Raw genomic sequence first — 22486 nt, forward strand, 5'->3', positions numbered from 1 at the left:
GCTAGGAGCGTTCCTCTGGAGCACCAACGTTACACCTTCCGGGTGTCCAGAGGGCCGGGGCCCTCGGGGTCCCCCTTTCAAAGGGGGATTTAGGGGGATTGTCAAGTAAGAAATGAATAAATGCATTGCTGAATTTTAAGGAGTTGTGACATAGATGAAACACCCATCCTTATACAAGGATCAACAGGTTATCGTACTCGGATTAGCCAGAAGCGGGGTCAGCGTCGCGAAGATTTTCCATAAGCTTGGCGCCAAGGTGACCGTTAACGATATGAAGGAACGTCATTTATCTCCCGAAGCGGACGAGCTGGACGCTTTGGGTGTTTCTGTTATTTGCGGCAGTCATCCGGCGAATCTCATTGATGCGGATACGGCACTGGTTGTTAAGAATCCAGGTATTCCGTACAAGTCAGCACCTGTCAAGCAAGCATTGGAGCTGGGCATTGAAGTCGTTACCGAAGTGGAAGTCGCTTATTTACTGTCACCGGCTCCAATGATCGGCATTACCGGTTCTAACGGCAAAACCACGACAACGACATGGATCGGCGAGCTGCTGGAAGCTGCGGGACTTCATCCGATCGTAGCCGGCAATATTGGGACTCCTTTGTGCGAAGCCGCACAGACGGCATCGAGCCAAGATTGGATTGTCGCGGAGCTTAGCAGCTTCCAGTTGAAAGGCACAACGGAGTTTCGGCCGCGAATCGGCATGCTGCTCAATGTAGCGGAGACACATCTGGACTATCACGGCGGTATGGAAGACTATGTCGCGTCCAAAGCGAAGCTTTTTGCGAATCAGACGCCTGAAGATACTGCGATCTTAAATGCAGATGATCCGGTTTGCCGCGAGCTTATGCATGCAGGGTCGATTAAAGCACGTATTCTGCCTTTCTCTACAACTAAAGAGCTTACATACGGATTATGCGTCAATCCGCCGTTCCCAGCTGATCTTACAGCGCCTGCCGGAGACGTCAACCGTGTTATCGTATGGCGAGATGAGCAAGGTCAGTCTCATGACATCATACCGGTTAATGAACTAGGTATTCCCGGTCGTCACAATACGGCTAACGCCCTTGCAGCCATTGCTGCATGCATCGTAGCAGGCGCAAGCATAGAAGCTCTGCTAGAGCCTCTTCGTCAGTTCCGTGGTGTGGAGCATCGCCTGGAATTTGTGCGCAATCATAACCAAATTGCTTATTACAATAATTCCAAAGCAACGAACGGAACAGCTACGATCATAGCACTTCGTTCTTTCCTGGGCCGTCGCGTCGTGCTGATTGCAGGAGGGCTGGACAGAGGCTCCGACTACATGGAGCTGCTGCCGCATTTCCGCGATCAAGTAAAAGCTGTTGTCTCCATAGGCGAAACCCGCGGTAAAATTGCCGAAGTCGCGAGACTCGCAGGTTTAACGACGATCAAAGTCGTCGAACCTGTGGAGGACGCCGAAAGCACGCTGCAGCTGGCAGTACGAGAAGCAGCAGCCCTCGCGGAGCCAGGAGATACCGTTCTCCTGTCGCCGGCCTGTGCAAGCTGGGATATGTTTACATCCTATGAAGAACGAGGGCGCATTTTTAAAGAATCGGCGCATAACTTGTAAGTAGGGGGCTTGTCCCTACTTAAGCTTGCAAGAGGTGTTCGCGCTATGGCAAAAGCCAGGTCTGCCCCGGATATGTGGATGATCATTTCGATTTGTCTCATTTTGGCTATCGGACTTGTAATGGTGTACAGCGCCAGTGCGGTGCTGGCCTTCCATGAATTTGGTGACAAATTTTATTATGTGAAACGACAGGTGCTGTTTGCTGCGCTCGGCATTGGGGCGATGATCGTCACCATGAACGCAGACTATTGGATTTGGCGCAAATGGGCAAAGCTCGGTCTGCTCGTTTGTTTCGGCATGCTGCTGCTCGTCTTGATCCCCGGCATCGGGGTCGTACGCGGCGGTGCGCGAAGCTGGCTCGGTATCAGTTCGTTTGGCATTCAGCCCTCCGAGTTTATGAAGCTGGCGATGGTCATCTTTCTCTCGAAGCTGCTCGCGGACAAGCAGCAGGCGGTAACCCAGTTTGCGAAAGGCCTCTTGCCGCCGCTCGGTATTATGGGACTGGCCTTCGGTCTCATTATGATGCAGCCGGATCTGGGCACAGGAGCCGTCATGATCGGTGCTTCGCTGCTCGTTATTTATACAGCAGGTGCGCGATTAGCACATTTGGGATCGTTGGCCTTAGTTGGTGTAGCCGGCCTTGTCGGACTTATTCTGGCAGCGCCTTACAGGCTTCAGCGAATTACAGCCTTTCTCGATCCATGGGCAGATCCGCTGGGGGCAGGTTATCAATCCATTCAATCTCTCTATGCGATTGGACCAGGCGGGCTGGTAGGCCTCGGCCTTGGCATGAGCAGGCAGAAGTTCAGTTATCTGCCCGAGCCGCAAACGGATTTTATATTTTCGATCGTGTCCGAGGAACTCGGTTTTATTGGCGGGACTACGATTATCACCTTGTTTGCCATCTTGCTATGGCGAGGCATGCGGACTGCAATTGCAGCGCCCGATACGTTCGGCAGCCTGCTAGCCGTTGGCATCATCGGCATTGTCGCCGTACAAGTGTTTATCAATATCGGTGTTGTTATCGGTATGATGCCGGTAACGGGCATTACGCTCCCGCTGGTTAGCTACGGAGGCTCCTCGTTGACACTCCTACTGACATCGTTAGGTATTTTACTGAATATATCCCGTTACTCGAGGTGACTAATACATGCGTATCGTATTGACAGGCGGCGGAACAGGCGGCCATATCTATCCCGCGCTTGCAATTGGCAAGCAGGTGATGGAAGAGCAGCCGGGCTCGTCCATCCTGTACATCGGCTCTCCGAAGGGGCTTGAAAGCCGGATCGTGCCTGCGCAGGGCATTCCCTTCGAATCGGTCGAAATTACAGGCTTTAGACGTAAGCTTTCCTTCGAGAATGTCAGGACGGTCATGCGTTTTCTAAAAGGTGTTCGAAGGTCTAAGCAGCTGCTGCGAGACTTTAAGCCGGACGTTGTTGTCGGTACTGGCGGCTATGTGTGCGGACCTGTCATCTATGCCGCTGCAAAGCTGGGCATCCCGACACTCATACATGAACAAAATGCGGTAGCAGGCTTGACCAATCAGTTTCTCTCCCGCTATGCCAGCCGTGTAGCGGTCAGCTTCAAGGATGCGCTGTCGCAATTCAAGCGGCAGCCGAATACATTATTTACCGGGAATCCTTGTGCGACCAGTGTCGTACGCGCAGATAAAGAACAAGGCTACGCCAGGCTAAACATCCCGGCAGGCAGTCAGGTAGTGCTGCTTGTAGGGGGCAGTCGCGGAGCGAAAGCGATAAATGATGTCATGGTGGACTTGGCACCGCTGCTTGAGCGGCTGCCAGAGGTCCATTTTGTGTTCGTGACCGGTGAAAGCTATTACGAGAATACGAGTCATCGCATTGAAGAGGTGTTGCCGTTACGTTCCGAGCGCCTCCAAGTGCTCCCGTATTTACATCACATGCCGGAGGTGCTTGCCATTTCTGATCTGGTGGTTGGAAGAGCAGGGGCGTCCTCTATTGCCGAATTGACGGCACTTGGTATTCCATCGATTCTGATTCCATCGCCGAACGTGACGAACAATCATCAGGAAGCGAATGCCAGAAGTCTGGTAGATGCCGGTGCCGCCGAAATGATCCTTGAACGCAATCTGAACGGTGAGCTCCTCTTCGAGCGCATCAGCCGGATTATCAATAGCAAGCAAACGCAGACGGCGATGAGTACGGTTGCGAAATCACTAGGCGTGCCGGAGTCGGCAGCGCTGATTGTGAAAGAATTGAAGCAATTAACAACTGGGCAAAAATAAGCCTGTCCTATAGGCGATTGTCACACTCCTGTGCGGGTAGGCATAGTATACAGCATAATCGTGACCGTCACCCGGCGGGCCTCAGAAGTCTCTGCTTTACAGCAAGGCGGCGGGCCACCCGGAGGAGCGAACGAGCGCCAGGCAAGTTTCAATCGCTATAGCAGAAGGAGGTACGACAGATGGAGCAGTTTTTGGCGGAGCTAAGCGAAATAGATGCAGGCAGAGTCCTGTTTAACAAGCCGCTCTCCGAATTTACAACATGGAAAATCGGTGGGCCGGCAGATGTACTTATTATTCCGAATACCGAAGATCAGCTGGTGTCGGTCGTCCGGTTGCTCCATAAACATGGGGTACAGTGGACCAATCTCGGACGCGGCTCCAATTTGCTAGTCAGCGATAAAGGAATCCGCGGCGTCGTCATTCAACCGGGTGAAGCATTCGATTATGCACGATTTGATGGCACGCTCGTTCATGCGGGTGCCGCTTTTTCCTTTATTAAGCTGTCGGCTTTGGCAGTCAAAGAAGGGTTATCCGGATTGGAGTTCGCGGGGGGAATTCCAGGATCGGTAGGCGGAGCTGTCTATATGAACGCCGGCGCTAACGGGTCGGATGTGTCACGTATCTTCAAATCAGCTGACATTGTACTGGAAACAGGGGAATTGGTTCGCTACGGAATAGAGGATATGAAGTTTACTTACCGTCATTCATGCTTGCATGAACGACCGGGCATCGTCATTGGAGCCGTCTTTGAGCTTGAGCAGGGAGATCGTAAAGAAATTATGGCGACTACTTCCGCTTACAAACAGCGTCGACTGTTGACTCAACCGCTTCAATTGGCTTGTGCCGGAAGTGTGTTCCGCAATCCGCCGAATGATTTTGCCGCAAGGCTCATTCAAGAAGCGGGGCTTAAAGGAATGCGCTGCGGTGGCGCCGAGATTTCTAACTTGCATGCCAATTTCATTGTCAACACCGGGCAAGCGAAAGCTGAAGACGTTCTCACCCTTATGAAAACCATTCAAAGCACAGTAAAGGACAAATTTGGAGTCGAACTGGTGGCGGAGGTACTGGTTATGGGTGAGCGGTAATCCGGAGGTGATAAATTGGACAAATTGGTGATTGAAGGCGGGAAACCTCTCTCAGGAACCATTGTTATCCAAGGCGCGAAAAATGCCGCTTTGCCGATTTTAGCTGCTAGTATGCTGGTAGAAGGAAAAGTGACGATCGATCATGTACCTAAATTGCTTGATATCGACGTCATGCTTAACATTTTGCGCGAACTTGGCTGCCGGGCAGAGCACGAGGACGAAACCGTCACGCTCGATACGTCAAGCTTGCATTCTTCCCACATTCCTGAGGCTCTTATGCGTCAAATGCGATCATCCATTTTTCTTATGGGGCCGCTGTTAGCAAGGTTTGGCGAAGTAACGATTTATCAGCCAGGCGGCTGCGCGATCGGAGAACGGAAAATCGATTTGCATCTTAGCGGCCTTCGGGCGCTGGGGGCGCAGGTCGACGAGGAAGACAGCCGAATAGTCTGTTATGCAAAACGGTTGAAAGGCGCGGAAATTCACCTGGATTTCCCGAGCGTCGGAGCTACGGAGAACATTATGATGGCCGCGGTGCTTGCCGAGGGGCTTACTACGATCAGCAATGCTGCACGAGAACCGGAGATTCAAGATTTGCAGCATTTCTTGAACAGTATGGGTGCCAAGATCTTCGGTGCCGGTACGGATACGATTACGATCGAAGGAATAGAGAAGCTTACGCCTTGCCGCTATCAAGTCATTCCAGACCGGATTGTTACTGGAACGGTGATGGTAGCCGCTGCCGCAACACGCGGGCAGGTGACTCTGCTGAATACATGTCCTTCGCACCTAACCTCTCTCATCCATGTGCTTAGACGCACAGGTGTTCAAATAACGGTTGACGATGATATAATCAAAGTAGGTGCAGCAGCACGCCCAAAAGCTGTTGACCGCATCGTAACCTCGCCTTACCCTGCATTTCCTACCGATATGCAATCGCAAATTATGGTGCTGCTTGCACTGGCAGACGGTGTAAGCGTCATGAAAGAAACGATTTTTGAAGGCAGATTCAAGCATGTCGATGAGCTCTCACGCATGGGAGCCGATATCCGTGTAGATCTGAACTCTGCTTTCATCCGCGGCGTGTCACGACTTTATGGTGCCACGGTTGAAGCAACGGATTTGCGCGCCGGTGCAGCTCTAGTCATTGCGGGGCTTGCCGCGCAAGGGAAAACTGTCGTTGAGCAGGTGCATCATATCGACCGCGGTTATGACCGGATTGAGACGATGCTAGGCAGGCTGGGAGCTAGAATTACCCGCTATTCACCTGTGCCGAACAATCAAATCGTTCCATAACAACGTGTGTGGACAGATATAAGAACGCGTGAGCGGCTCTTGCCATGATTGGCGGGAAGCCGTTTGCGTTTATACAAAGAGGGGACAAGCTATGCAAGAGAAGATGCCCGTGCTGCGCGAACCCGTGAAACGGCGCAGAGGCGGCAAGAAGCTGTTGGCGGTGCTATTCTTATTGTTCGTCGTGATTCTTGGCGTACTATTCTTTAATTCTTCCATAAGCAAAGTAGCTACCGTGACCGTTGAAGGTCAGCACTACCTGAATGCAGCCGAAATCCGCAAGGTTGTCGGCATCGTCGCCGGAGATTCCTTCTTCGGTACATCCGCAAGCAAATTAGAGGCAAGAGTGCATACGCTTAAGGCCATTGAGAATGTGAAGGTGACCAAATCATTCCCCGGAAGTATCACGATTCATGTGCAGGAGTTCAAAACCGTCGCCTATACATTGTCGAAGAACGGCGAAATCACGGCTATTTTGGCTAACGGCGCCAGTATTGCAGCTGGTTCCGAAATGATTGTCGACAAACCGATTCTGTCGGGCTGGAAAGCAGATGACCCTATTTTGGCCGAGCTTTGCAAGATGCTATCAACGATTCCGGAAGACTCCATAGGAGACTTCTCGGAGATTAAGCCTGAACCGTCCCCTTCTTACAAGGATCGGATCAAAATCTACACCAGGACGCGTTTTGAGGTGATTACAGCAGTGTCTCTGCTGCCGGAGAAGATCCCTACGCTGAATGCTGTTATTGAAATTCAGCCCCCGGGACTAATTACTATGCTGCTTGCGGATAAATATGCCTCATTTACGCCTGAAGTCGCAGATAATGAAGGCATTTCCCAAAAAGAGACTACTCAATAGCTTCAAAGAATGATAGAATTTTAGTTATGTAGATTTATTTGCCCTTTTTGCATTTTTTCGGAACAACATCAACCAGAGCATGTACATTCATGTAATGGACGTTTAAATAAACCTTGAAAAAATTGTAGAAAAAAGAGGGATATTCAGGATTACGTTGAATTAAAAAGAAATGCAAAGCAGTCACGGCATTTAATGTACTTAATTAATGTACCTAATTAATGTTGAACGGAGGTGCCAGAGGTTGAGCAGCAATGACATCATCGTCAGTTTGGACATCGGTACATCCAAGGTTCGTGCTATTATTGGCGAAGTGAATAACGGAGTCATTAATATTATTGGAGTTGGATCGGCCGACTCGGAAGGTATCCGCAAAGGGGCTATCGTTGATATTGACCAAACCGTTCAATCCATTCGCAATGCGGTGGATCATGCCGAGCGTATGGTCGGTATTCAAATAAGCGATGTATACGTAGGCATTCAAGGCAATCATATCGGCTTGCAAACGAATCACGGCGTTGTCGCCATATCCAATGAAGATCGTGAAATCGGAGAAGAAGACATTGAACGCGTATTGCAAGCGGCGAAAGTAGTAGCTTTACCTCCGGAACGCGAAATCATTAACCTAGTTCCAAAGCAGTACTTGGTTGACGGTCTTGAAGGCATCTCGGATCCTAGAGGCATGATTGGTGTTCGTCTAGAAGTCGAAGCAACACTCGTTACCGGGGCCAAAACGGCGATACATAACTTAGCCCGGTGCGTCGAGAAAGCGAATTTGCGTATTGCCGGCATTATTCTAATGTCATTAGCATCCGGTCAAATGGCACTCACCAAAGATGAGAAAATGATGGGTACTGTCCTCGCAGACATTGGCGCCGGATCCAGTACCATTGCAATTTTTGAGCAAGGAAGCATTGTTGCAACTTCCACGCTGCCGGTTGGCGGCGAGTATGTTACTAGCGATATTTCCTACGGACTCCGTACTCAAACCGAGCAAGCCGAGAAGATTAAGCAGAAATTCGGCTGTGCACTTATCGACGATGCTGCAGAAGATCAGAAATTCAAAGTAATGCGCATGGGCAGCAACGTGGAGAAGGAATTCTCTCAGGTTGACCTGGCTAACATTATCGAACCACGCATGCAAGAAATTTTTCATTTGATCCGGCAAGAAGTACGCCGACTTGGCTATGGTGATAAGATCAATGGATATGTTCTAACGGGCGGTACAGTGACGATGCCGGGAACATTGGCACTGGCCCAACATGAGTTGGAAGCAAGCGTACGCATTGCGGTGCCGGATTATATCGGCGTTCGTGATCCTGCTTTTACCAGCGGTGTTGGTATGATTCAATATGTTTCGAAGTATATGAAAGGCAAGGCAGTTTCGACTCCTAAGAAGAGTGCCAGCCGGAAGTCCAGTACAACGAATTCGCCCTCGAAGCCTGGTCTTTTTGAAAAATTGAAAAATATGTTTAGTGAATTTATTTGATCGGGGGAGCAATAACATGTTGGAATTTGATTTCGATAATGAGCAGATGGCCCAAATCAAAGTCATCGGTGTAGGCGGCGGCGGAAGCAATGCTGTTAACCGGATGATCGAGAATGGAGTCAGAGGCGTAGAGTTCATAACTGTGAATACAGATGCGCAAGCATTGCATATGGCGAAATCGGAGCAGAAGCTGCAAATCGGTGACAAGCTGACTCGCGGACTAGGTGCAGGTGCAAACCCTGAGGTTGGTAAGAAAGCAGCTGAAGAATCACGTGAATCGGTAATGAACACACTCAAAGGCGCTGACATGGTATTCGTAACAGCAGGCATGGGCGGGGGAACCGGCACAGGTGCTGCCCCCGTTATCGCTGAGATCGCTCGCGAATGCGGCGCGCTGACAGTCGGTGTTGTAACACGTCCATTCACGTTCGAAGGACGCAAACGCTCCGGACAAGCCGACCTAGGTATCGAAGCGCTTAAAGAAAAAGTAGACACCTTAATCGTGATCCCGAATGACCGTTTGCTTGAGATCGTAGACAAGAAGACGCCGATGCTGGAAGCGTTCCGCGAAGTGGATAACGTGCTGAAGCAAGCGGTGCAGGGCATCTCCGACTTGATCGCGATGCCAAGTCTGATCAACCTTGACTTCGCGGACGTGAAGACGATTATGGCGGAGCGCGGCTCTGCCCTGATGGGTATCGGCAACGCTACAGGCGAGAACCGTGCTGCAGATGCAGCGCGCAAAGCCATTCAAAGCCCGTTGCTTGAAACGTCTATCGACGGCGCGCGCGGTATTATCATGAACATCACAGGCGGCGCAAATCTCTCGCTCTATGAAGTGAATGAAGCGGCTGAAATCGTCATTTCGGCTTCCGATCCGGATGTAAACATGATCTTCGGTGCTAGCATCGATGAGAATTTGAAAGATGAAATTAAAGTAACTGTTATCGCAACAGGATTCGAGCACGCTAATAACAGAGCTGAGGTTCGTCGTCCTGTAGCTGGACAACCAGAACCAACAAGCGCTGAGGCTCCACGCCAACAGGCTGCAAGCACGGGTCCTAAACCGTTTGGCAGTAATGTATCCAGCGATCAACTTGATATTCCGGCATTTCTTCGCAATCGTCGCAACACCTAGTCATCTATAATAAGGACTTTAGCCGCTTTCCGGATCGTCGGAAAGCGGCTTTTTTGCTAGTTTACAATCCCTTTGCACTACCTATTTAGATGGATGCTGCATTCTCTAACTCACTTCAATGCACTCAAACCAATCCCTTTGCACTAACCGAACGCAGCACAATTCGCGTTAACGGTTAGTGCGTCCTCGACAAAAAAAGATTGCTCCTGACGGCATGTTTAGACAGACATTGTAATAGGATTTAACTATACTAGACACAAGCCGCAAATCCTCGCTAAGCTTTTACGAGGGAAACGGCGAGCAGGGAAGTGCGGCAGGAAGGTGAATGCACTGGATGCAGTTTATCTCGACGTATTATTCATGGTCAACCTGCTCATAGACGGCTCGAATTTGCTGCTGACAGCTTGGGTGCGAAGCATACGTGCAAAGTGGTGGCGAGTTCTTCTCGCTGCCGGTGTAGGCAGCTTGTACGCCGTAATGATTGTGTTTCCGCCGTTGTCGTTCATGTTCACAATCGTCATCAAGATCGCACTGTCTATCATCATGCTGCTCATAGCGTTCGGATTTGGAAGCGTTCAATATTTTGCTCGTCATGTCGGAGCGTTCTACGGTGTCAACTTTGCTGCCGCCGGTGCTGTAATTGGAGCCCACTATTTGTTTATGAACAGCTCCAATAAGCTTTGGAATACCGTCGCCACTGTAAATGGGAAACTATATTTCATGCTGAAGCCATCGATGCTCTTTGTCTTCAGTCTTATTGGCGTCGGCTATTATATCTACCGATCGGTGATGACACAGCGCAAAGAACGTGATTTGGTCACCAATCATCTCGCGGAGGTGAAGGTTCGAATCGATGATAGGGAGCATAGCTGCACAGGTCTGATCGACACGGGTAATCAGTTGTATGAACCGCTGACCCGTACTCCGGTCATGGTCATGGAAGCGGCCGTTTGGCAAGATGTGCTGCCTGCTTCATGGATTGCTCAAATTCGGGAATCGCAGGTCGATAAGCTCTTAGCGAGCATGACGGATGATACGCCCTTCATTTGGCGAGACCGGCTAAGACTAGTGCCTTATCGTGGTGTAAATCGCGGTGCACAGTTCATGCTGGCGATAAAACCGGATCTTGTCATCATCAATCGCGATGGTGAAGTCTATGAATCCAAGAAAGTGCTTATTGGTTTAGACGCCGGTAAACTTGTCGCTGACGGCACCTACCAGGCGATCATCCATCCGTCACTTCTTCAAAATCGAAGTGTCACGATCGATACAATACACAGTTCTTCGGGAAGGGATGGAACAGCATGCTCGTCAAATGGAAATTGATCCTGCAGTTATATTATTATCGCGTTTTGTTTTTATTCGGATTAAAGAGCGAGGAAATTTATTATATCGGCGGGAGCGAGGCGCTTCCACCCCCGCTAACTCGTGAAGAAGAGGAATATTTGCTCGAGAAGCTGCCATCCGGCGATTCCGCGATCCGGGCGATGCTGATCGAACGCAATCTTCGTTTAGTCGTGTATATTGCCAGGAAGTTCGAGAATACAGGCATTCATATCGAAGATTTGGTGTCCATCGGTGCAATCGGGCTCATTAAAGCGGTCAACACGTTTGATCCAGAGAAGAAAATCAAGCTCGCTACGTATGCCTCACGCTGTATCGAGAATGAAATATTGATGTACTTGCGCCGCAATAGCAAGACACGGACGGAAGTATCTTTCGATGAACCGCTCAATATTGATTGGGATGGCAATGAACTGCTCCTCTCCGATGTGCTCGGTACCGAGAATGATACCATTTACCGTAATATTGAAGAGCAGGTAGACCGTAAGCTGCTTCATAAAGCACTGGATAAGCTGACCGAGCGCGAACGGATTATTATGGAGCTGCGTTTTGGGCTTGCTGACGGGGAAGAGAAGACACAAAAGGATGTCGCTGATTTGCTCGGAATTTCACAATCCTATATCTCCAGGTTGGAGAAGCGGATCATTAAACGGCTGCGTAAAGAGTTCAATAAAATGGTCTAATTCGTGAACAAATGGTCCGCAATTTCCGTAATCCCGGGGATTGCGGGCTCTTTTGCGTTAAAGTAGCAATTCAATCCAGTGACAAAGAGCATAAAAGTTGTTTATAATGCTTGTTGTTCTTTCTACACATGCAGGTTGTTATTGGGGCAAAAGGGTATTCTAGCATGAATGGCATACGAAGGATGGCAGGAGGTTTTACCGCTGATTGAGCTCTTAGACATAAGCAAGTCCTATCGCACTGGCAAAACGTACGTGGATGCGATCACAAATATAGATCTTACTATAAATAAAGGCGAAATATTCGGTATCATTGGACATTCGGGGGCAGGCAAAAGCACGCTGCTTCGCTGCGTCAATCTATTGGAGCGTCCGACTTCAGGGTCCGTGAAGGTTGGAGATGTAGAACTAACGAGTCTCGCAACTACGCGATTGCAGCAGGAGCGCCGCCGGATCGGAATGATTTTTCAGCATTTTAATTTACTCACCATGGCGACGGTTCGAGATAACATTGCATTCCCACTAGAACTGGCTAAGCAGTCAAGGTCAGCAATTAAGCAAAGAGTGGACGAGCTATTGAAGCTGGTAGGCTTAGAGCAGCATGCAGATAAATATCCGGCTCAGCTCTCAGGCGGGCAGAAGCAGCGTGTCGGTATTGCAAGAGCGCTTGCCAACAATCCGGATGTGCTTCTTTGCGACGAAGCAACTTCAGCGTTGGATCCACAAACGACAAACGCGATTCTATCGCTTCTGCTTGATATTAATGAAAAGCTTGGCATTACGATTCTGCTTATCACGCATGAGATGCATGTCATTCGTTCGATTTGTGATCGCGTTGCAGTTATTGACGGAGGCGAAATCGTCGAAATGGGGGATGTGCTGGATGTATTCCTCAAACCGCAGCATACCATTACGATGGATTTTGTCAGCCAAATTGCAGATTCATTCGATCCGCGTGAGCTGATCGGTACGCGCAGCGGTCGACTCGTTAAGGTGAACTATGTCGGCGAAGTGACGTACGAGCCACTTCTGTTTAATGCGGTTAAATCCACTTCGGTGGAATTTACGATTTTGCAGGGGACCGTTTCACGTATGAAAAATACACCGTACGGCCAGCTTGTGATCGAATTTATCGGCAATGACCGTGAGATTGATGAAGTGCTTGCGAGCCTGCGCGGTAAAGGGCTGGAAGTAGGTGAGCTGAAATGATGCTGAAGCAAAGCTTTGATTGGTCCGATGTTCGGTGGGAAGAAGTATGGAAGGCATCGAAGGATACGCTGACGATGCTTGGCGCATCGTTGTTCTTCACGATCATACTTGGCTTGGTGCTCGGGGTTGTGCTGTTCCTGACTTCAAGAAAGCAGTTATTGGAGCAGCCTTTTGTTTATGCGCTTTTATCGATTGTGGTGAATGTGCTGCGTTCCGTACCCTTTATCATCCTCATGATTATGATCATGCCGGTGACGAAGATTCTGACAGGGACAACGCTAGGCGTGCAGGGCTCGATTCCGCCGCTTGTCATTGCGGCTGCGCCTTTCTTCGCCAGACTGGTGGAGACGTCTTTGCGCGAGGTAGACCGAGGCGTCATCGAAGCGGCTCAGGCTATGGGTGCCTCCAGATGGGATATCGTAAGGCGCGTTTTGCTGCTTGAGGCAAGACCTGGCTTGCTGGCAGCAATTACGATTACGGCCGTGACGCTTGTGTCCTATACGGCTATGTCAGGCGTAATCGGCGGCGGTGGTCTTGGCGATCTGGCATTGCGCTACGGCTATCAAAGATTTCAAACGAGCGTAATGCTAGTCACGGTTGGTTTGCTCATTATTTTGGTTCAACTCCTGCAGATGGCCGGTGATTATCTGGTACGCCGATTTAGCCGGAAGTAAGGTGAACAGCATAGAAAGCAATATACAGACGGAGGAATGAAAGAATGAAAAAGGTAAGTTTTGCACTATTACTGCTAGTACTCGTTGTAGCGTTGTCCGCATGCGGAGCGAAAAATAACGAAGGAAACAATGCGAATGCAGGCAATACTCCTGCAAATAATGGCACTAACGCTGCTCAAGAAGTAACGCTTAAGGTGGGCGCTACACCGGTACCTCATGCTGAAATTCTTAATTTCATCAAACCGGCCTTGAAAGAAAAAGGCATTAACCTTGAAGTTGTAGAATTCAATGACTACGTGCAACCGAACACGCAATTGTATGAGAAGCAATTGGATGCAAATTTCTTCCAGCATACACCTTACCTGGATCAATTCAACAAAGATAAAGGTTATGATCTTGTCAATGTTGCCGGCGTTCATATTGAGCCGTTCGGTGCTTATTCGAAGAAAGTGAAAAGTGTAGACGAACTGAAAGACGGTGCAAAGGTCGTTATTCCTAATGATCCATCCAATGGTGGTCGTGCACTGGCTTTACTTGCAGCAAATAATGTAATTAAGCTGAAAGACGGCGTAGGCGTTGCAGGTACCGTTCATGATATTACGGAGAACCCGAAGAACCTAGAGATTACTGAAGTTGAAGCTGCAACACTTCCACGCGTTCTGGATGAAGTGGATTTGGCAATGATCAACACGAACTATGCACTTGAAGCAGGTCTTGTTCCAACGAAGGATGCTCTATTCATCGAAGGTAATGATTCGCCATATGTGAATATTGTTGTTGCTCGCCCGGATAACAAAGATTCTGATGCGATTAAAGCATTAACAGAAGCGCTGCAATCGGCAGACGTGAAGAAATTCATCGAAGACAAGTACGAAGGCGCGATTATCCCGGCCTTTAAATAATACGAATGGTATCAAGGCACTGTCTCTCCCCAAGCTAATAGGGGGCAGACAGTGCTTTTTATTTTGCCGAAACAAGGAAGTTGACAATGGAGTGTACTACATGTATAGTACACGTATAAGGTGTATGAACTACGTAGTACACACACTTCAAAAACACGGAGTTGGAGACGTATGAACAATAGTGATGGCAGTGTGGATGTGAAATTCAATACGAGAGATCCTGTCTACCTCCAGGTAGTCAAGTATTTCAAAGAACAGATCGCAACAGGCCAACTGGCAAAAGGACAGGTCATTCCTTCGCGTCGTGAAATCGCCGGCACGCTCAAGATCAATCCGAACACGGCTCAGAAGGCTTATAAAGAAATGGAGGAACAAGGCTTGATCGTCACTGAAGGGAATTCCCCAAGTCGGATAACGACAGATGAGCAGGTGCTTAATCTAATTCGGAGCGAACTGATCACGGATGCCGTCGATGCATTCGTACAATCTATAGCTAATATCCATGTACCGGTTGATGAGCTGCTAGCAATCGTTAAGACCAAAGTAGAATCCAGCTACTCGAAAGCTGCAAGCGGTAGCGTGAAGGAGGGGCAATCATGATTGAAGTGAAATCGATCCGCAAAAAGTACGGCCGCAAGAAGGTGCTCTCGGACGTATCCTTCACGGCAAAGAAAGGTCAAATTACTTGTTTGATTGGCATTAACGGTGTTGGCAAGTCGACGATTTTGAAAGCGATCATGGGGCTTACGCCAATCGATTCTGGGACGATAACCATTGATGGCCAATCAATCGGGAAACAAATCTATGAACATATTACTTATGTTCCGGACAATATTACGATGCCGCCATCGATGACGGTAGCAGATAGCATGCAATTTATGAAAGATTTCTATAACTGCTGGAATGAGGCGCGTGCGGATGAAATGCTTACATTCTTTAAACTAAACCGTAAAGACCGCATCAGCGAGCTCTCCAAAGGAAATACGGCAAAACTGAATCTGCTGCTCGGACTTTCTCTTGATGTGGATTATGTACTCATGGATGAACCGTTCTCCGGGATCGATATGTTCAGCAGAGAGCAAATTGCATCGGTATTTACCAGTCACCTTGTTGAGGACAGAGGCGTTATCATTACGACGCATGAAATCAACGATATCGAACATCTCATTGATGAGGTCGTATTGCTTGACAATGGTGCGGTGAAATATCAGTTCAACTGCGAAGCGATGCGGATGGAAAATGGCAAGTCGGTCATGGATGTTATGAGAGAGGTGTATTACGGATGAATCGTTATTTAAAGCTGCTGCATATGGAGGTCACGCGTTTCTGGAAGCTTTATGTTTCGCTGTTCGTACTGACAATAGTGATGCAGGGACTCGGGATTGTAATAGCATGTAATCGGTACATGGATCAAGTAAATGAAGAGATGGGCCCAAACATGACTTCTTTCGCGAAGTTTGTGGAGGAGAACGGCAAGATCAAGTTCTCGGTTATACTCAGTCAAGCCAATCTGTGGTTTATGGCACCGATTGCGCTCTGTATCGGCGGGCTTTCCTTATATGTTTTCTTGATCTGGTACCGAGAATGGATGGGGAAGAACTCGTTCATCTATCGACTGCTTATGCTGCCAACAGAGAGACATAATGTATATCTGGCTAAGCTGAGCGCGATTATACTGTTTGTTCTTGGGCTGGTTGCCTTCCAGCTACTCATCCTGCCTTTGGAATATAAACTCTTTGATTCTCTCATTGACGAGGGACTGAGAAGCGCTGAAACGATGTCATTCATCATTCAAACGCATTCCCTTCTGCAAATATTGATTCCCTATTCCTTCACCGAATTTGTTCTCTATTACGGCATCGGCTTGCTTGTTGTCATCATCCTATTCACTGCGATCCTGCTTGAGCGGAGCTATCGTCTGAAAGGAATTATCGCAGCTGTGCTTTACATCGGAGTTTCGATTCTGCTTTTGGCTTTACCTGTTATGATTTCGAATCGAAATGTAGATTATTTGTATCCGATTGAAAGTTTCTTGATTGAACTGGTTGTCGCTGTACTCGTCGGGGCGATGTCGCTTGCTGTGAGCTTCTTCTTAATGAACAAGAAAGTAACGGTATAAGGAGGTAACGGGAAAATGAAACGCTATTGGTTCTCTGCATTGCTCGTCATCTTCATCCTTGCGAGCGTTGGCACCTATTATGTGAAGGCAGCTACAAGAAGTTTGCCTGAATATCGACTCGAAACGATATCAGGTGATGATAAGGAAGCCCAAAATGTGGTTTTGTACGGATCCGAAATCAATGAAGGTATGATCGAAATTACTGCGGATGGCAGCACTTACGACAGTCAGAAGTCGTTCTTCGAACGAAAGCTCTCGACTGCTCAGACGTACAAGTTTAGCCCGGAAATTGCCCAATTGATTAAAGATCACCGCACCTTCATGCGTGGGAAGCGCGCGTATTCCGGTTTCTATCAAGACGAGCAGTATCTGGCTTATGCAGGCATTAAATACGGGACTCAACGAAATGATGGGTCGCGGAGCATGAGCTTCAGCTTTGATGCACTCGAACTGAAAACGAAGGAAAGAAACCGTTTTACAGTCGGGGTTCCTAACAATCCTACCTATAATTGGGTCAGCGTAATCAATGTTCAGGTCGAGGATCAAAATATGAAAGTATTGACGTCCAATTCGATCAAGAGCAACGTATATACGCCGGAAGGTCCTTTGCAAGAGACTCATCTATATACAGTAGATTTGAAGGAAGAACGAATCGTTCGCGATGACATCGTCTTGTCCGACAAGAAGGAAGACAACGGGAATGTCATTCATTACAACATGCTGCAGCCTCTTCATTCATTAGCTCCTATAGGGCAGATGGTTTATAAGCAATCCACTTTGAAAGTCGTGAAGGATAAGGATGGCAATAAATCTTCTGAAATCATAAATGAGGAGCTGTACACTTACAATCTAGAGTCAAGTCAATCGCAACTGATTGCGGCAATTACAAACAGTGATATACTCGGTCAGCAGGTGTTCATCGACGGAGATTCGGTCACCTTAATGAATCAAGGTGTAAATCCGGTAACGGTAAAGCAATATAGCATAAGCAAGAAAGAGTTAAAGCAGTTCACAGTCCCATTGGTTGCGAGCAGTGAATCAAACTCGATGATAACCGGGGAACGGATCTATACGATCTCGACGAACAACGAATCGAAAGATGTTTCCATCATCGATTTGTCGCAAGGCAAAGTGGTTTATACAGGTTCTGTTACCGTTAACGAAACAGGCGCAGAGCGCAAGGAAATGCTGAAGCATCTGAATATTTATTCGCTTTACTTGAGTAAGAAGTAATCTTTCAAGCCCTCGGAATCACTTCGGGGGCTTGTTTGCGTTTACATTGCAGGTCAGCTTTGAGAATGACTTTCTTCTTGCGCGAGGGGGGAATAAATTGGGGGGGCAAGGAGATACTGAACATTAATGTTTCTCCTTGGGAGGTAATCACGTTGACCCGAAACAAAGTCGAGATTTGTGGAGTGGATACCGCGAAACTGCCTGTCCTCACAAACGCTGAGATGCGCGAATTATTTACCGCATTGCAAACGCAAAATGAGTGGGCAGCAAGAGAGAAATTAGTCAATGGCAACTTGAGGCTAGTGCTTAGTGTGATTCAACGGTTTAACAACCGCGGGGAATTCGTCGACGATCTCTTCCAAGTCGGCTGCATCGGCCTCATGAAAGCAATCGACAATTTCGATCTCAGTCAGAATGTTAAGTTTTCCACGTATGCGGTTCCGATGATTATCGGCGAAATCCGCCGTTATCTACGCGATAACAACCCGATTCGTGTATCGCGTTCATTACGCGATATTGCGTATAAGGCACTGCAGGTGCGTGACAGCTTAACGAACAAAAACTCAAGGGAGCCGACGATTTTTGAAATTTCCGAGGCGCTGAACGTTCCGAAGGAGGATGTCGTTTTTGCGCTCGATGCCATTCAAGACCCGGTATCATTGTTCGAACCGATTTATCATGATGGGGGAGATCCCATCTATGTGATGGACCAAATCAGTGATGACAAAAACAAAGACGTCTCGTGGATCGAGGAGATCGCTCTTCGAGAAGCGATGCACAAATTAAATGAACGCGAGAAAATGATTCTGTCGATGCGCTTCTTCGAAGGGAAAACGCAAATGGAGGTAGCCGACGAAATCGGCATCTCACAAGCGCAAGTATCCCGGCTGGAGAAATCCGCGATTCAACAAATGCAAAAGCATGTTAAAACGTAATTTGACCAAAATGAAACGGCGCCTAGCGCCGTTTTTTTGCTGTTTGACCAAGCAGCTATAATTACTGGGCAAGCAGGACATTTTGCCCATTTGGCACATATATTGATAATAAGGTGATGAGCAGTTCTCTCGGAAGCGTGGTGAACGGTTAATGAAAATTTCGGATTTTCAGACGAAGGATGTTATCAATATTGTAGATGGACGCAAGTTGGGACAGATCAGCGACTTGGAGCTGGATTTGCGGCAGGGAAGAATTGATTCCATCGTTGTACCGAACTATTCCCGTTTCTTCGGCTTGTTCGGCGGTGGCACAGATGTCGTAATCCCTTGGCGAAATATTGTGAAGATCGGCACAGATGTCGTACTCGTTCGAATTGATGATGCGAAGGTGTACCGAACTGAGGAAGACGATGTGCAAGTTCGCTAAGCGCATCCGCCAACCAGACGAAAGAAGCCTTGCGGGTGGATGGCCGCTCGCAAGGAGGCTGCCATGCATGGTACACTGGGATTTGAGGTGAATGAATCATGGAACCGTTTAAACATGCTAAAGCAGCGAAGAGTCCTTCGCTTTTTTTATTGCCGCAATGGATCGAGCGGTTTGATGGATTGACCGTCGGCTTCTCCGGACGGGAAGGCGGTGTCAGCAGCGCGCCTTGGCAATCTCTGAATTGCGGCCTTCATGTTGGGGATGCGCCGGATGACGTTGTACGTAATCGAAGCCTATTGGCAGAGTCTCTTGGCTGGCCATTCGAAGCATGGACCTGTGCGGAGCAAGTGCACGGTAATCATGTACATATTGTAGAAGCGAGTGATCGCGGCAAAGGCAGGGCGGAACGCGCGTCTTCGATTGCGGATGCCGATGCGCTTGTGACAAACCAGAAGAATGTTTTGCTGACTTCCTTCTACGCGGATTGTGTGCCGCTTTATTTCTTCGATCCTGTTCGCGAAGTGATTGCACTAGCTCATGCCGGCTGGAAAGGGACGGTATTGGAAATTGCCAGGTTGACCGTCGAACGAATGGTCTCGACCTTCGGCTGTAATGCAGCTTCCATTCAAGCGGCTATTGGTCCTTCCATCGGGATGTGCTGTTATGAGGTGAATGATGTCGTACTGGATCGTGTGCTGCCGCTCATTGCTGACTTGAATGCTAATGCAGCAAATATCGTTGTGCCGACCAGCGAAGGAAAAGCAAGGATAAACTTGAAAGAATTGAACCGACAGATTATGATAAAAGCAGGAATTTTGCCGAGCCGTATCGAATGTTCAGAGTGGTGCACCGGTTGTGCCACGAATCTGTTCTTCTCTCACCGAGTGGAAGGCGGAGCGACAGGCCGAATGGTGAGCTGGATCGGCATGAAAGAAGGAGACAAGTAAGGCGTGACGACTTTATCACAGCGTATTGAAGAAGTGGAACGGCGGCTCGCAGAAGCGTGTGCAAGAAGCGGCCGGCAGCGTTCGGAGATTGAACTGATTGCGGTAACGAAGTACGTAGGCGTACCCCAAACGCAAGCGGTCTTGCAGCAAGGTCTCGTTCATATGGGGGAGAATCGCTGGCAGGATGCGGCAGAGAAGTGGAACGCGATTACGGGCAGCAAGTGGGATGCAAACGCAGACCATGCGCCGTCTGGACAAGCTGTATGGCATTTCATTGGGTCACTGCAAACGAATAAGGTTAAAGAAGTCATAGGGAAATTTACATACATCCATTCCTTGGATCGTCTTTCATTAGCGGAGGCAATCGAGCGTAAGGCCGCGCAGCTTGATGTCAAGGTGCCTTGCTTTATTCAAGTCAATGTATCCGGAGAAGACAGCAAGCATGGCCTTCAGCCCGAAGAACTGATCCCTTTCGCCAAGCAACTCGTGGCCTTTACTCATATCGAGCCGGTTGGGCTGATGACGATGGCGCCGCTTGACGGCGAAGCCGAGCAATCCCGTCCCGTATTTCGCGGGTTAAGACAGCTTCGTGACGAACTGAACCGCAGTGCTGTTTTGAACAAGCAGGTTGACGGTTTGTCGATGGGCATGTCGGGGGATTTTGAGGTAGCTGTAGAAGAAGGCGCAACATGGTTAAGACTAGGAACGGTACTGGTAGGTCACAGCTAAGGATGCGTTTCAGCAAGTGATGACCTGGAATGCAAATTAAGAGGGAAGAGGGCGACGGGCATGATGAACAAATTTATGAGCTTTCTCGGCCTGCAAGAGGAAGAGGAAGTCGTAGAACGCGAACGAATCGACAATCATGACGAACAAGATAATGAAACTTCTCCCTTTGAGCAACGTAAACAACCAGCAAAGGGAAATAATATCGTCAGTATTCATTCGCAGAAGAATGTGCGCGTTATTCTGAACGAACCACGTTCGTACGAAGAAGCACAAGATATTGCGGACCACTTACGCTCGCGCCGTTCAGTCGTTGTGAACCTGCAGCGTGTTCGTTCGGATCAAGCAGTGAGAATCGTTGATTTTCTCAGCGGTACGATTTATGCGTTGAACGGCGGCATTTCAAAGCTTGGTCCTAATATTTTTCTTTGCACGCCCGACTCGGTTGAAATTCAAGGCGCAATAACGGAAATGCTGGCAGAAGAGCAAGATTACAAAAAAATGAGGTGACCTTGAGTTGGACGTAGCAAATTTAATTTTAACCCTATCACAGATTTATCAGTATATGATCATTGCTTACGTACTGTTGTCATGGCTGCCGAGCCTGCGTGAGAGTTTTATCGGCGAACTGCTGGGTAAGTTGGTTGAGCCATATTTGGCTCCATTCCGCAGATTTATTCCCAATATCGGCGGGGTCATTGATATTTCCCCGATCGTAGCTTTGTTTGCACTTCGTTTCGTGGCCTTGGGTCTGATATCGGTCATCGAGATGGTTATCTAATGAAAAACGATATTTATGTCCATTTCCATCCGGATGAGCGGCCCTTCGTGGACCGCGCCTCGGAATGGATAGAACGAGCAGCATTCGGTCACGAAGTGAAAGTGACCGATTTTCTCGATCCAAGGCAGGCCGATATCGTAGCGTCGCTGGTAAATCGGCGTGCAGATGTTGGTCTTCGCTTTGTAGGCGGCTATGAAGGCGCGGAACGCAGAAGGGCCATTATTGCACCTGATTACCGTGATCTCGAAAGTGAACCCGAAGGGATTGCATTAATTGAAGTAACCGGCGGTACGCAAGGTCATCTGGAGCTGGATCATGGCGATTATCTTGGCGCACTGCTAGGTCTTGGCATTAAACGTGATCGCATCGGTGATCTTCATGTGCATGAGGATAGCTGCCATTGTTTAGTTGTCTCGGAAATAGCCGATTATATTAATATTCATTTACGACAAGTCCACCGTGTTCATGTCCTAACGGACATCCTTCCTCTGCCTCAGCTGCGTCCCGCGGTGTCCGCAATGGAAGAGATGAATTTGTCGGTGGCTTCTTTGCGTCTTGACGGTATTGCCAGCGATGTCCATCGGATCAGCCGATCCAAGATCGTAGATCCCATCAGGGCGGGAAGATGCCGCGTCAATTGGAAAGTCGAAGAGGATCCTTCCGCACAGTTGAAGGAAGGCGACGTCATTTCGATGCAAGGGCTTGGCCGATTCAAAGTGCTAATTGTAGAGGGAGTTACGAAGAAAGGCAGAGTTCGGGTCAAAATCGGCAAATTTATCTAATCGTTTGCA

At 48.6% G+C, this 22486-nt stretch carries 24 protein-coding genes; all 24 read left to right on the plus strand.

The genetic code is table 11. The annotated features are described in order from the left end of the window. The first annotated feature begins 154 nt into the window (after positions 1-154). The 24 genes from murD to AC506A_RS00905 all read left to right on the plus strand — a co-directional run bounded on the left by murD (position 155) and on the right by AC506A_RS00905 (position 22477). Positions 155-1594, plus strand: coding sequence for a UDP-N-acetylmuramoyl-L-alanine--D-glutamate ligase (gene murD, locus AC506A_RS00790; RefSeq protein ID WP_495459123.1), 1440 nt, complete (start codon positions 155-157; stop codon positions 1592-1594). A 45-nt stretch (positions 1595-1639) separates the two neighbouring features. Beyond that, positions 1640-2737 carry a stage V sporulation protein E gene (gene spoVE / locus AC506A_RS00795; protein ID WP_495459124.1) on the plus strand — a complete coding sequence of 366 codons (1098 nt, stop codon included), beginning with the start codon at positions 1640-1642 and terminating at the stop codon, positions 2735-2737. Between the two features lie 7 nt (positions 2738-2744). After that, entirely contained in the window at positions 2745-3857 is a 1113-nt protein-coding gene (gene murG, locus AC506A_RS00800) for an undecaprenyldiphospho-muramoylpentapeptide beta-N-acetylglucosaminyltransferase (protein ID WP_495459125.1), read from the plus strand. Positions 3858-4036: 179 nt separating this feature from the next. Beyond that, a complete protein-coding gene (murB, locus tag AC506A_RS00805) occupies positions 4037-4942 on the plus strand; it encodes a UDP-N-acetylmuramate dehydrogenase (RefSeq protein ID WP_495459126.1) in 906 nt (301 codons plus the stop codon). A gap of 15 nt (positions 4943-4957) precedes the next feature. Beyond that, positions 4958-6238 (plus strand): UDP-N-acetylglucosamine 1-carboxyvinyltransferase, encoded by a 1281-nt coding sequence (murA, locus tag AC506A_RS00810; protein ID WP_495459127.1) that lies wholly within the window; start codon positions 4958-4960, stop codon positions 6236-6238. A 91-nt stretch (positions 6239-6329) separates the two neighbouring features. Further along, on the plus strand, positions 6330-7094 hold the full coding sequence (locus AC506A_RS00815) for a cell division protein FtsQ/DivIB (protein ID WP_495459128.1): 765 nt from the start codon (positions 6330-6332) through the stop codon (positions 7092-7094). Between the two features lie 241 nt (positions 7095-7335). After that, positions 7336-8580, plus strand: coding sequence for a cell division protein FtsA (gene ftsA, locus AC506A_RS00820; RefSeq protein WP_495459129.1), 1245 nt, complete (start codon positions 7336-7338; stop codon positions 8578-8580). 16 nt (positions 8581-8596) lie between these two features. After that, a complete protein-coding gene (gene ftsZ / locus AC506A_RS00825; protein ID WP_495459130.1) occupies positions 8597-9718 on the plus strand; it encodes a cell division protein FtsZ in 1122 nt (373 codons plus the stop codon). Between the two features lie 321 nt (positions 9719-10039). Continuing rightward, positions 10040-11044: a sigma-E processing peptidase SpoIIGA gene (spoIIGA, locus tag AC506A_RS00830; protein WP_495459131.1), complete on the plus strand. Its 1005-nt coding sequence runs from the start codon at positions 10040-10042 to the stop codon at positions 11042-11044. Beyond that, on the plus strand, positions 11023-11745 hold the full coding sequence (gene sigE / locus AC506A_RS00835; protein ID WP_090638315.1) for an RNA polymerase sporulation sigma factor SigE: 723 nt from the start codon (positions 11023-11025) through the stop codon (positions 11743-11745). Before spoIIGA ends, sigE begins: the two co-directional genes overlap by 22 nt. Positions 11746-11946: 201 nt before the next feature. Then, a complete protein-coding gene (locus AC506A_RS00840; RefSeq protein ID WP_495460929.1) occupies positions 11947-12951 on the plus strand; it encodes a methionine ABC transporter ATP-binding protein in 1005 nt (334 codons plus the stop codon). Then, entirely contained in the window at positions 12948-13625 is a 678-nt protein-coding gene (locus AC506A_RS00845; RefSeq protein ID WP_495459132.1) for a methionine ABC transporter permease, read from the plus strand. The genes AC506A_RS00840 and AC506A_RS00845 overlap by 4 nt, the downstream gene beginning before the upstream one ends. Positions 13626-13669: 44 nt before the next feature. Continuing rightward, a complete protein-coding gene (locus AC506A_RS00850) occupies positions 13670-14527 on the plus strand; it encodes a MetQ/NlpA family ABC transporter substrate-binding protein (RefSeq protein ID WP_495459133.1) in 858 nt (285 codons plus the stop codon). A 192-nt stretch (positions 14528-14719) separates the two neighbouring features. Then, positions 14720-15127, plus strand: a complete 408-nt coding sequence (locus AC506A_RS00855) for a GntR family transcriptional regulator (RefSeq protein WP_495460930.1) — start codon at positions 14720-14722, stop codon at positions 15125-15127. Beyond that, positions 15124-15813: an ABC transporter ATP-binding protein gene (locus tag AC506A_RS00860; RefSeq protein WP_495459134.1), complete on the plus strand. Its 690-nt coding sequence runs from the start codon at positions 15124-15126 to the stop codon at positions 15811-15813. Before AC506A_RS00855 ends, AC506A_RS00860 begins: the two co-directional genes overlap by 4 nt. Next, positions 15810-16646 carry a hypothetical protein gene (locus AC506A_RS00865; protein WP_495459135.1) on the plus strand — a complete coding sequence of 279 codons (837 nt, stop codon included), beginning with the start codon at positions 15810-15812 and terminating at the stop codon, positions 16644-16646. The genes AC506A_RS00860 and AC506A_RS00865 overlap by 4 nt, the downstream gene beginning before the upstream one ends. Before the next feature lie 15 nt (positions 16647-16661). Then, a complete protein-coding gene (locus AC506A_RS00870) occupies positions 16662-17879 on the plus strand; it encodes a hypothetical protein (protein WP_495459136.1) in 1218 nt (405 codons plus the stop codon). Between the two features lie 152 nt (positions 17880-18031). Then, a complete protein-coding gene (sigG, locus tag AC506A_RS00875; protein WP_090573745.1) occupies positions 18032-18814 on the plus strand; it encodes an RNA polymerase sporulation sigma factor SigG in 783 nt (260 codons plus the stop codon). A 151-nt stretch (positions 18815-18965) separates the two neighbouring features. After that, on the plus strand, positions 18966-19241 hold the full coding sequence (locus AC506A_RS00880) for a YlmC/YmxH family sporulation protein (protein ID WP_495459137.1): 276 nt from the start codon (positions 18966-18968) through the stop codon (positions 19239-19241). Between the two features lie 98 nt (positions 19242-19339). Continuing rightward, a complete protein-coding gene (gene pgeF, locus AC506A_RS00885) occupies positions 19340-20188 on the plus strand; it encodes a peptidoglycan editing factor PgeF (protein WP_495459138.1) in 849 nt (282 codons plus the stop codon). Positions 20189-20191: 3 nt separating this feature from the next. Beyond that, entirely contained in the window at positions 20192-20917 is a 726-nt protein-coding gene (locus AC506A_RS00890) for a YggS family pyridoxal phosphate-dependent enzyme (protein WP_495459139.1), read from the plus strand. 60 nt (positions 20918-20977) lie between these two features. Further along, positions 20978-21424 carry a cell division protein SepF gene (locus AC506A_RS00895; RefSeq protein ID WP_495459140.1) on the plus strand — a complete coding sequence of 149 codons (447 nt, stop codon included), beginning with the start codon at positions 20978-20980 and terminating at the stop codon, positions 21422-21424. A gap of 7 nt (positions 21425-21431) precedes the next feature. Next, the gene (locus AC506A_RS00900; RefSeq protein WP_495459141.1) at positions 21432-21695 is read left to right on the plus strand and encodes a YggT family protein; all 264 of its coding nucleotides are present in this window, start codon (positions 21432-21434) and stop codon (positions 21693-21695) included. Continuing rightward, complete coding sequence (locus tag AC506A_RS00905; protein ID WP_495459142.1) at positions 21695-22477, plus strand: YlmH family RNA-binding protein; 783 nt, start codon at positions 21695-21697, stop codon at positions 22475-22477. The genes AC506A_RS00900 and AC506A_RS00905 overlap by 1 nt, the downstream gene beginning before the upstream one ends. Positions 22478-22486: the final 9 nt, after the last annotated feature.

Source organism: Paenibacillus sp. N22P23 (assembly GCF_059383735.1).

Excerpts from the sequence above, each read along its gene's own strand:
- AC506A_RS00845 (WP_495459132.1), top strand. The coding sequence starts at position 12,948 with ATGATGCTGAAGCAAAGCTTTGATTGGTCCGATGTTCGGTGGGAAGAA.
- AC506A_RS00880 (WP_495459137.1), top strand. The coding sequence starts at position 18,966 with ATGAAAATTTCGGATTTTCAGACGAAGGATGTTATCAATATTGTAGAT.
- murG (WP_495459125.1), top strand. The coding sequence starts at position 2,745 with ATGCGTATCGTATTGACAGGCGGCGGAACAGGCGGCCATATCTATCCC.
- AC506A_RS00870 (WP_495459136.1), top strand. The coding sequence starts at position 16,662 with ATGAAACGCTATTGGTTCTCTGCATTGCTCGTCATCTTCATCCTTGCG.
- sigE (WP_090638315.1), top strand. The coding sequence starts at position 11,023 with ATGCTCGTCAAATGGAAATTGATCCTGCAGTTATATTATTATCGCGTT.
- AC506A_RS00905 (WP_495459142.1), top strand. The coding sequence starts at position 21,695 with ATGAAAAACGATATTTATGTCCATTTCCATCCGGATGAGCGGCCCTTC.
- AC506A_RS00895 (WP_495459140.1), top strand. The coding sequence starts at position 20,978 with ATGATGAACAAATTTATGAGCTTTCTCGGCCTGCAAGAGGAAGAGGAA.
- murB (WP_495459126.1), top strand. The coding sequence starts at position 4,037 with ATGGAGCAGTTTTTGGCGGAGCTAAGCGAAATAGATGCAGGCAGAGTC.
- spoVE (WP_495459124.1), top strand. The coding sequence starts at position 1,640 with ATGGCAAAAGCCAGGTCTGCCCCGGATATGTGGATGATCATTTCGATT.
- AC506A_RS00815 (WP_495459128.1), top strand. The coding sequence starts at position 6,330 with ATGCAAGAGAAGATGCCCGTGCTGCGCGAACCCGTGAAACGGCGCAGA.
- AC506A_RS00865 (WP_495459135.1), top strand. The coding sequence starts at position 15,810 with ATGAATCGTTATTTAAAGCTGCTGCATATGGAGGTCACGCGTTTCTGG.
- AC506A_RS00850 (WP_495459133.1), top strand. The coding sequence starts at position 13,670 with ATGAAAAAGGTAAGTTTTGCACTATTACTGCTAGTACTCGTTGTAGCG.
- AC506A_RS00860 (WP_495459134.1), top strand. The coding sequence starts at position 15,124 with ATGATTGAAGTGAAATCGATCCGCAAAAAGTACGGCCGCAAGAAGGTG.
- murD (WP_495459123.1), top strand. The coding sequence starts at position 155 with ATGAAACACCCATCCTTATACAAGGATCAACAGGTTATCGTACTCGGA.
- pgeF (WP_495459138.1), top strand. The coding sequence starts at position 19,340 with ATGGAACCGTTTAAACATGCTAAAGCAGCGAAGAGTCCTTCGCTTTTT.
- ftsZ (WP_495459130.1), top strand. The coding sequence starts at position 8,597 with ATGTTGGAATTTGATTTCGATAATGAGCAGATGGCCCAAATCAAAGTC.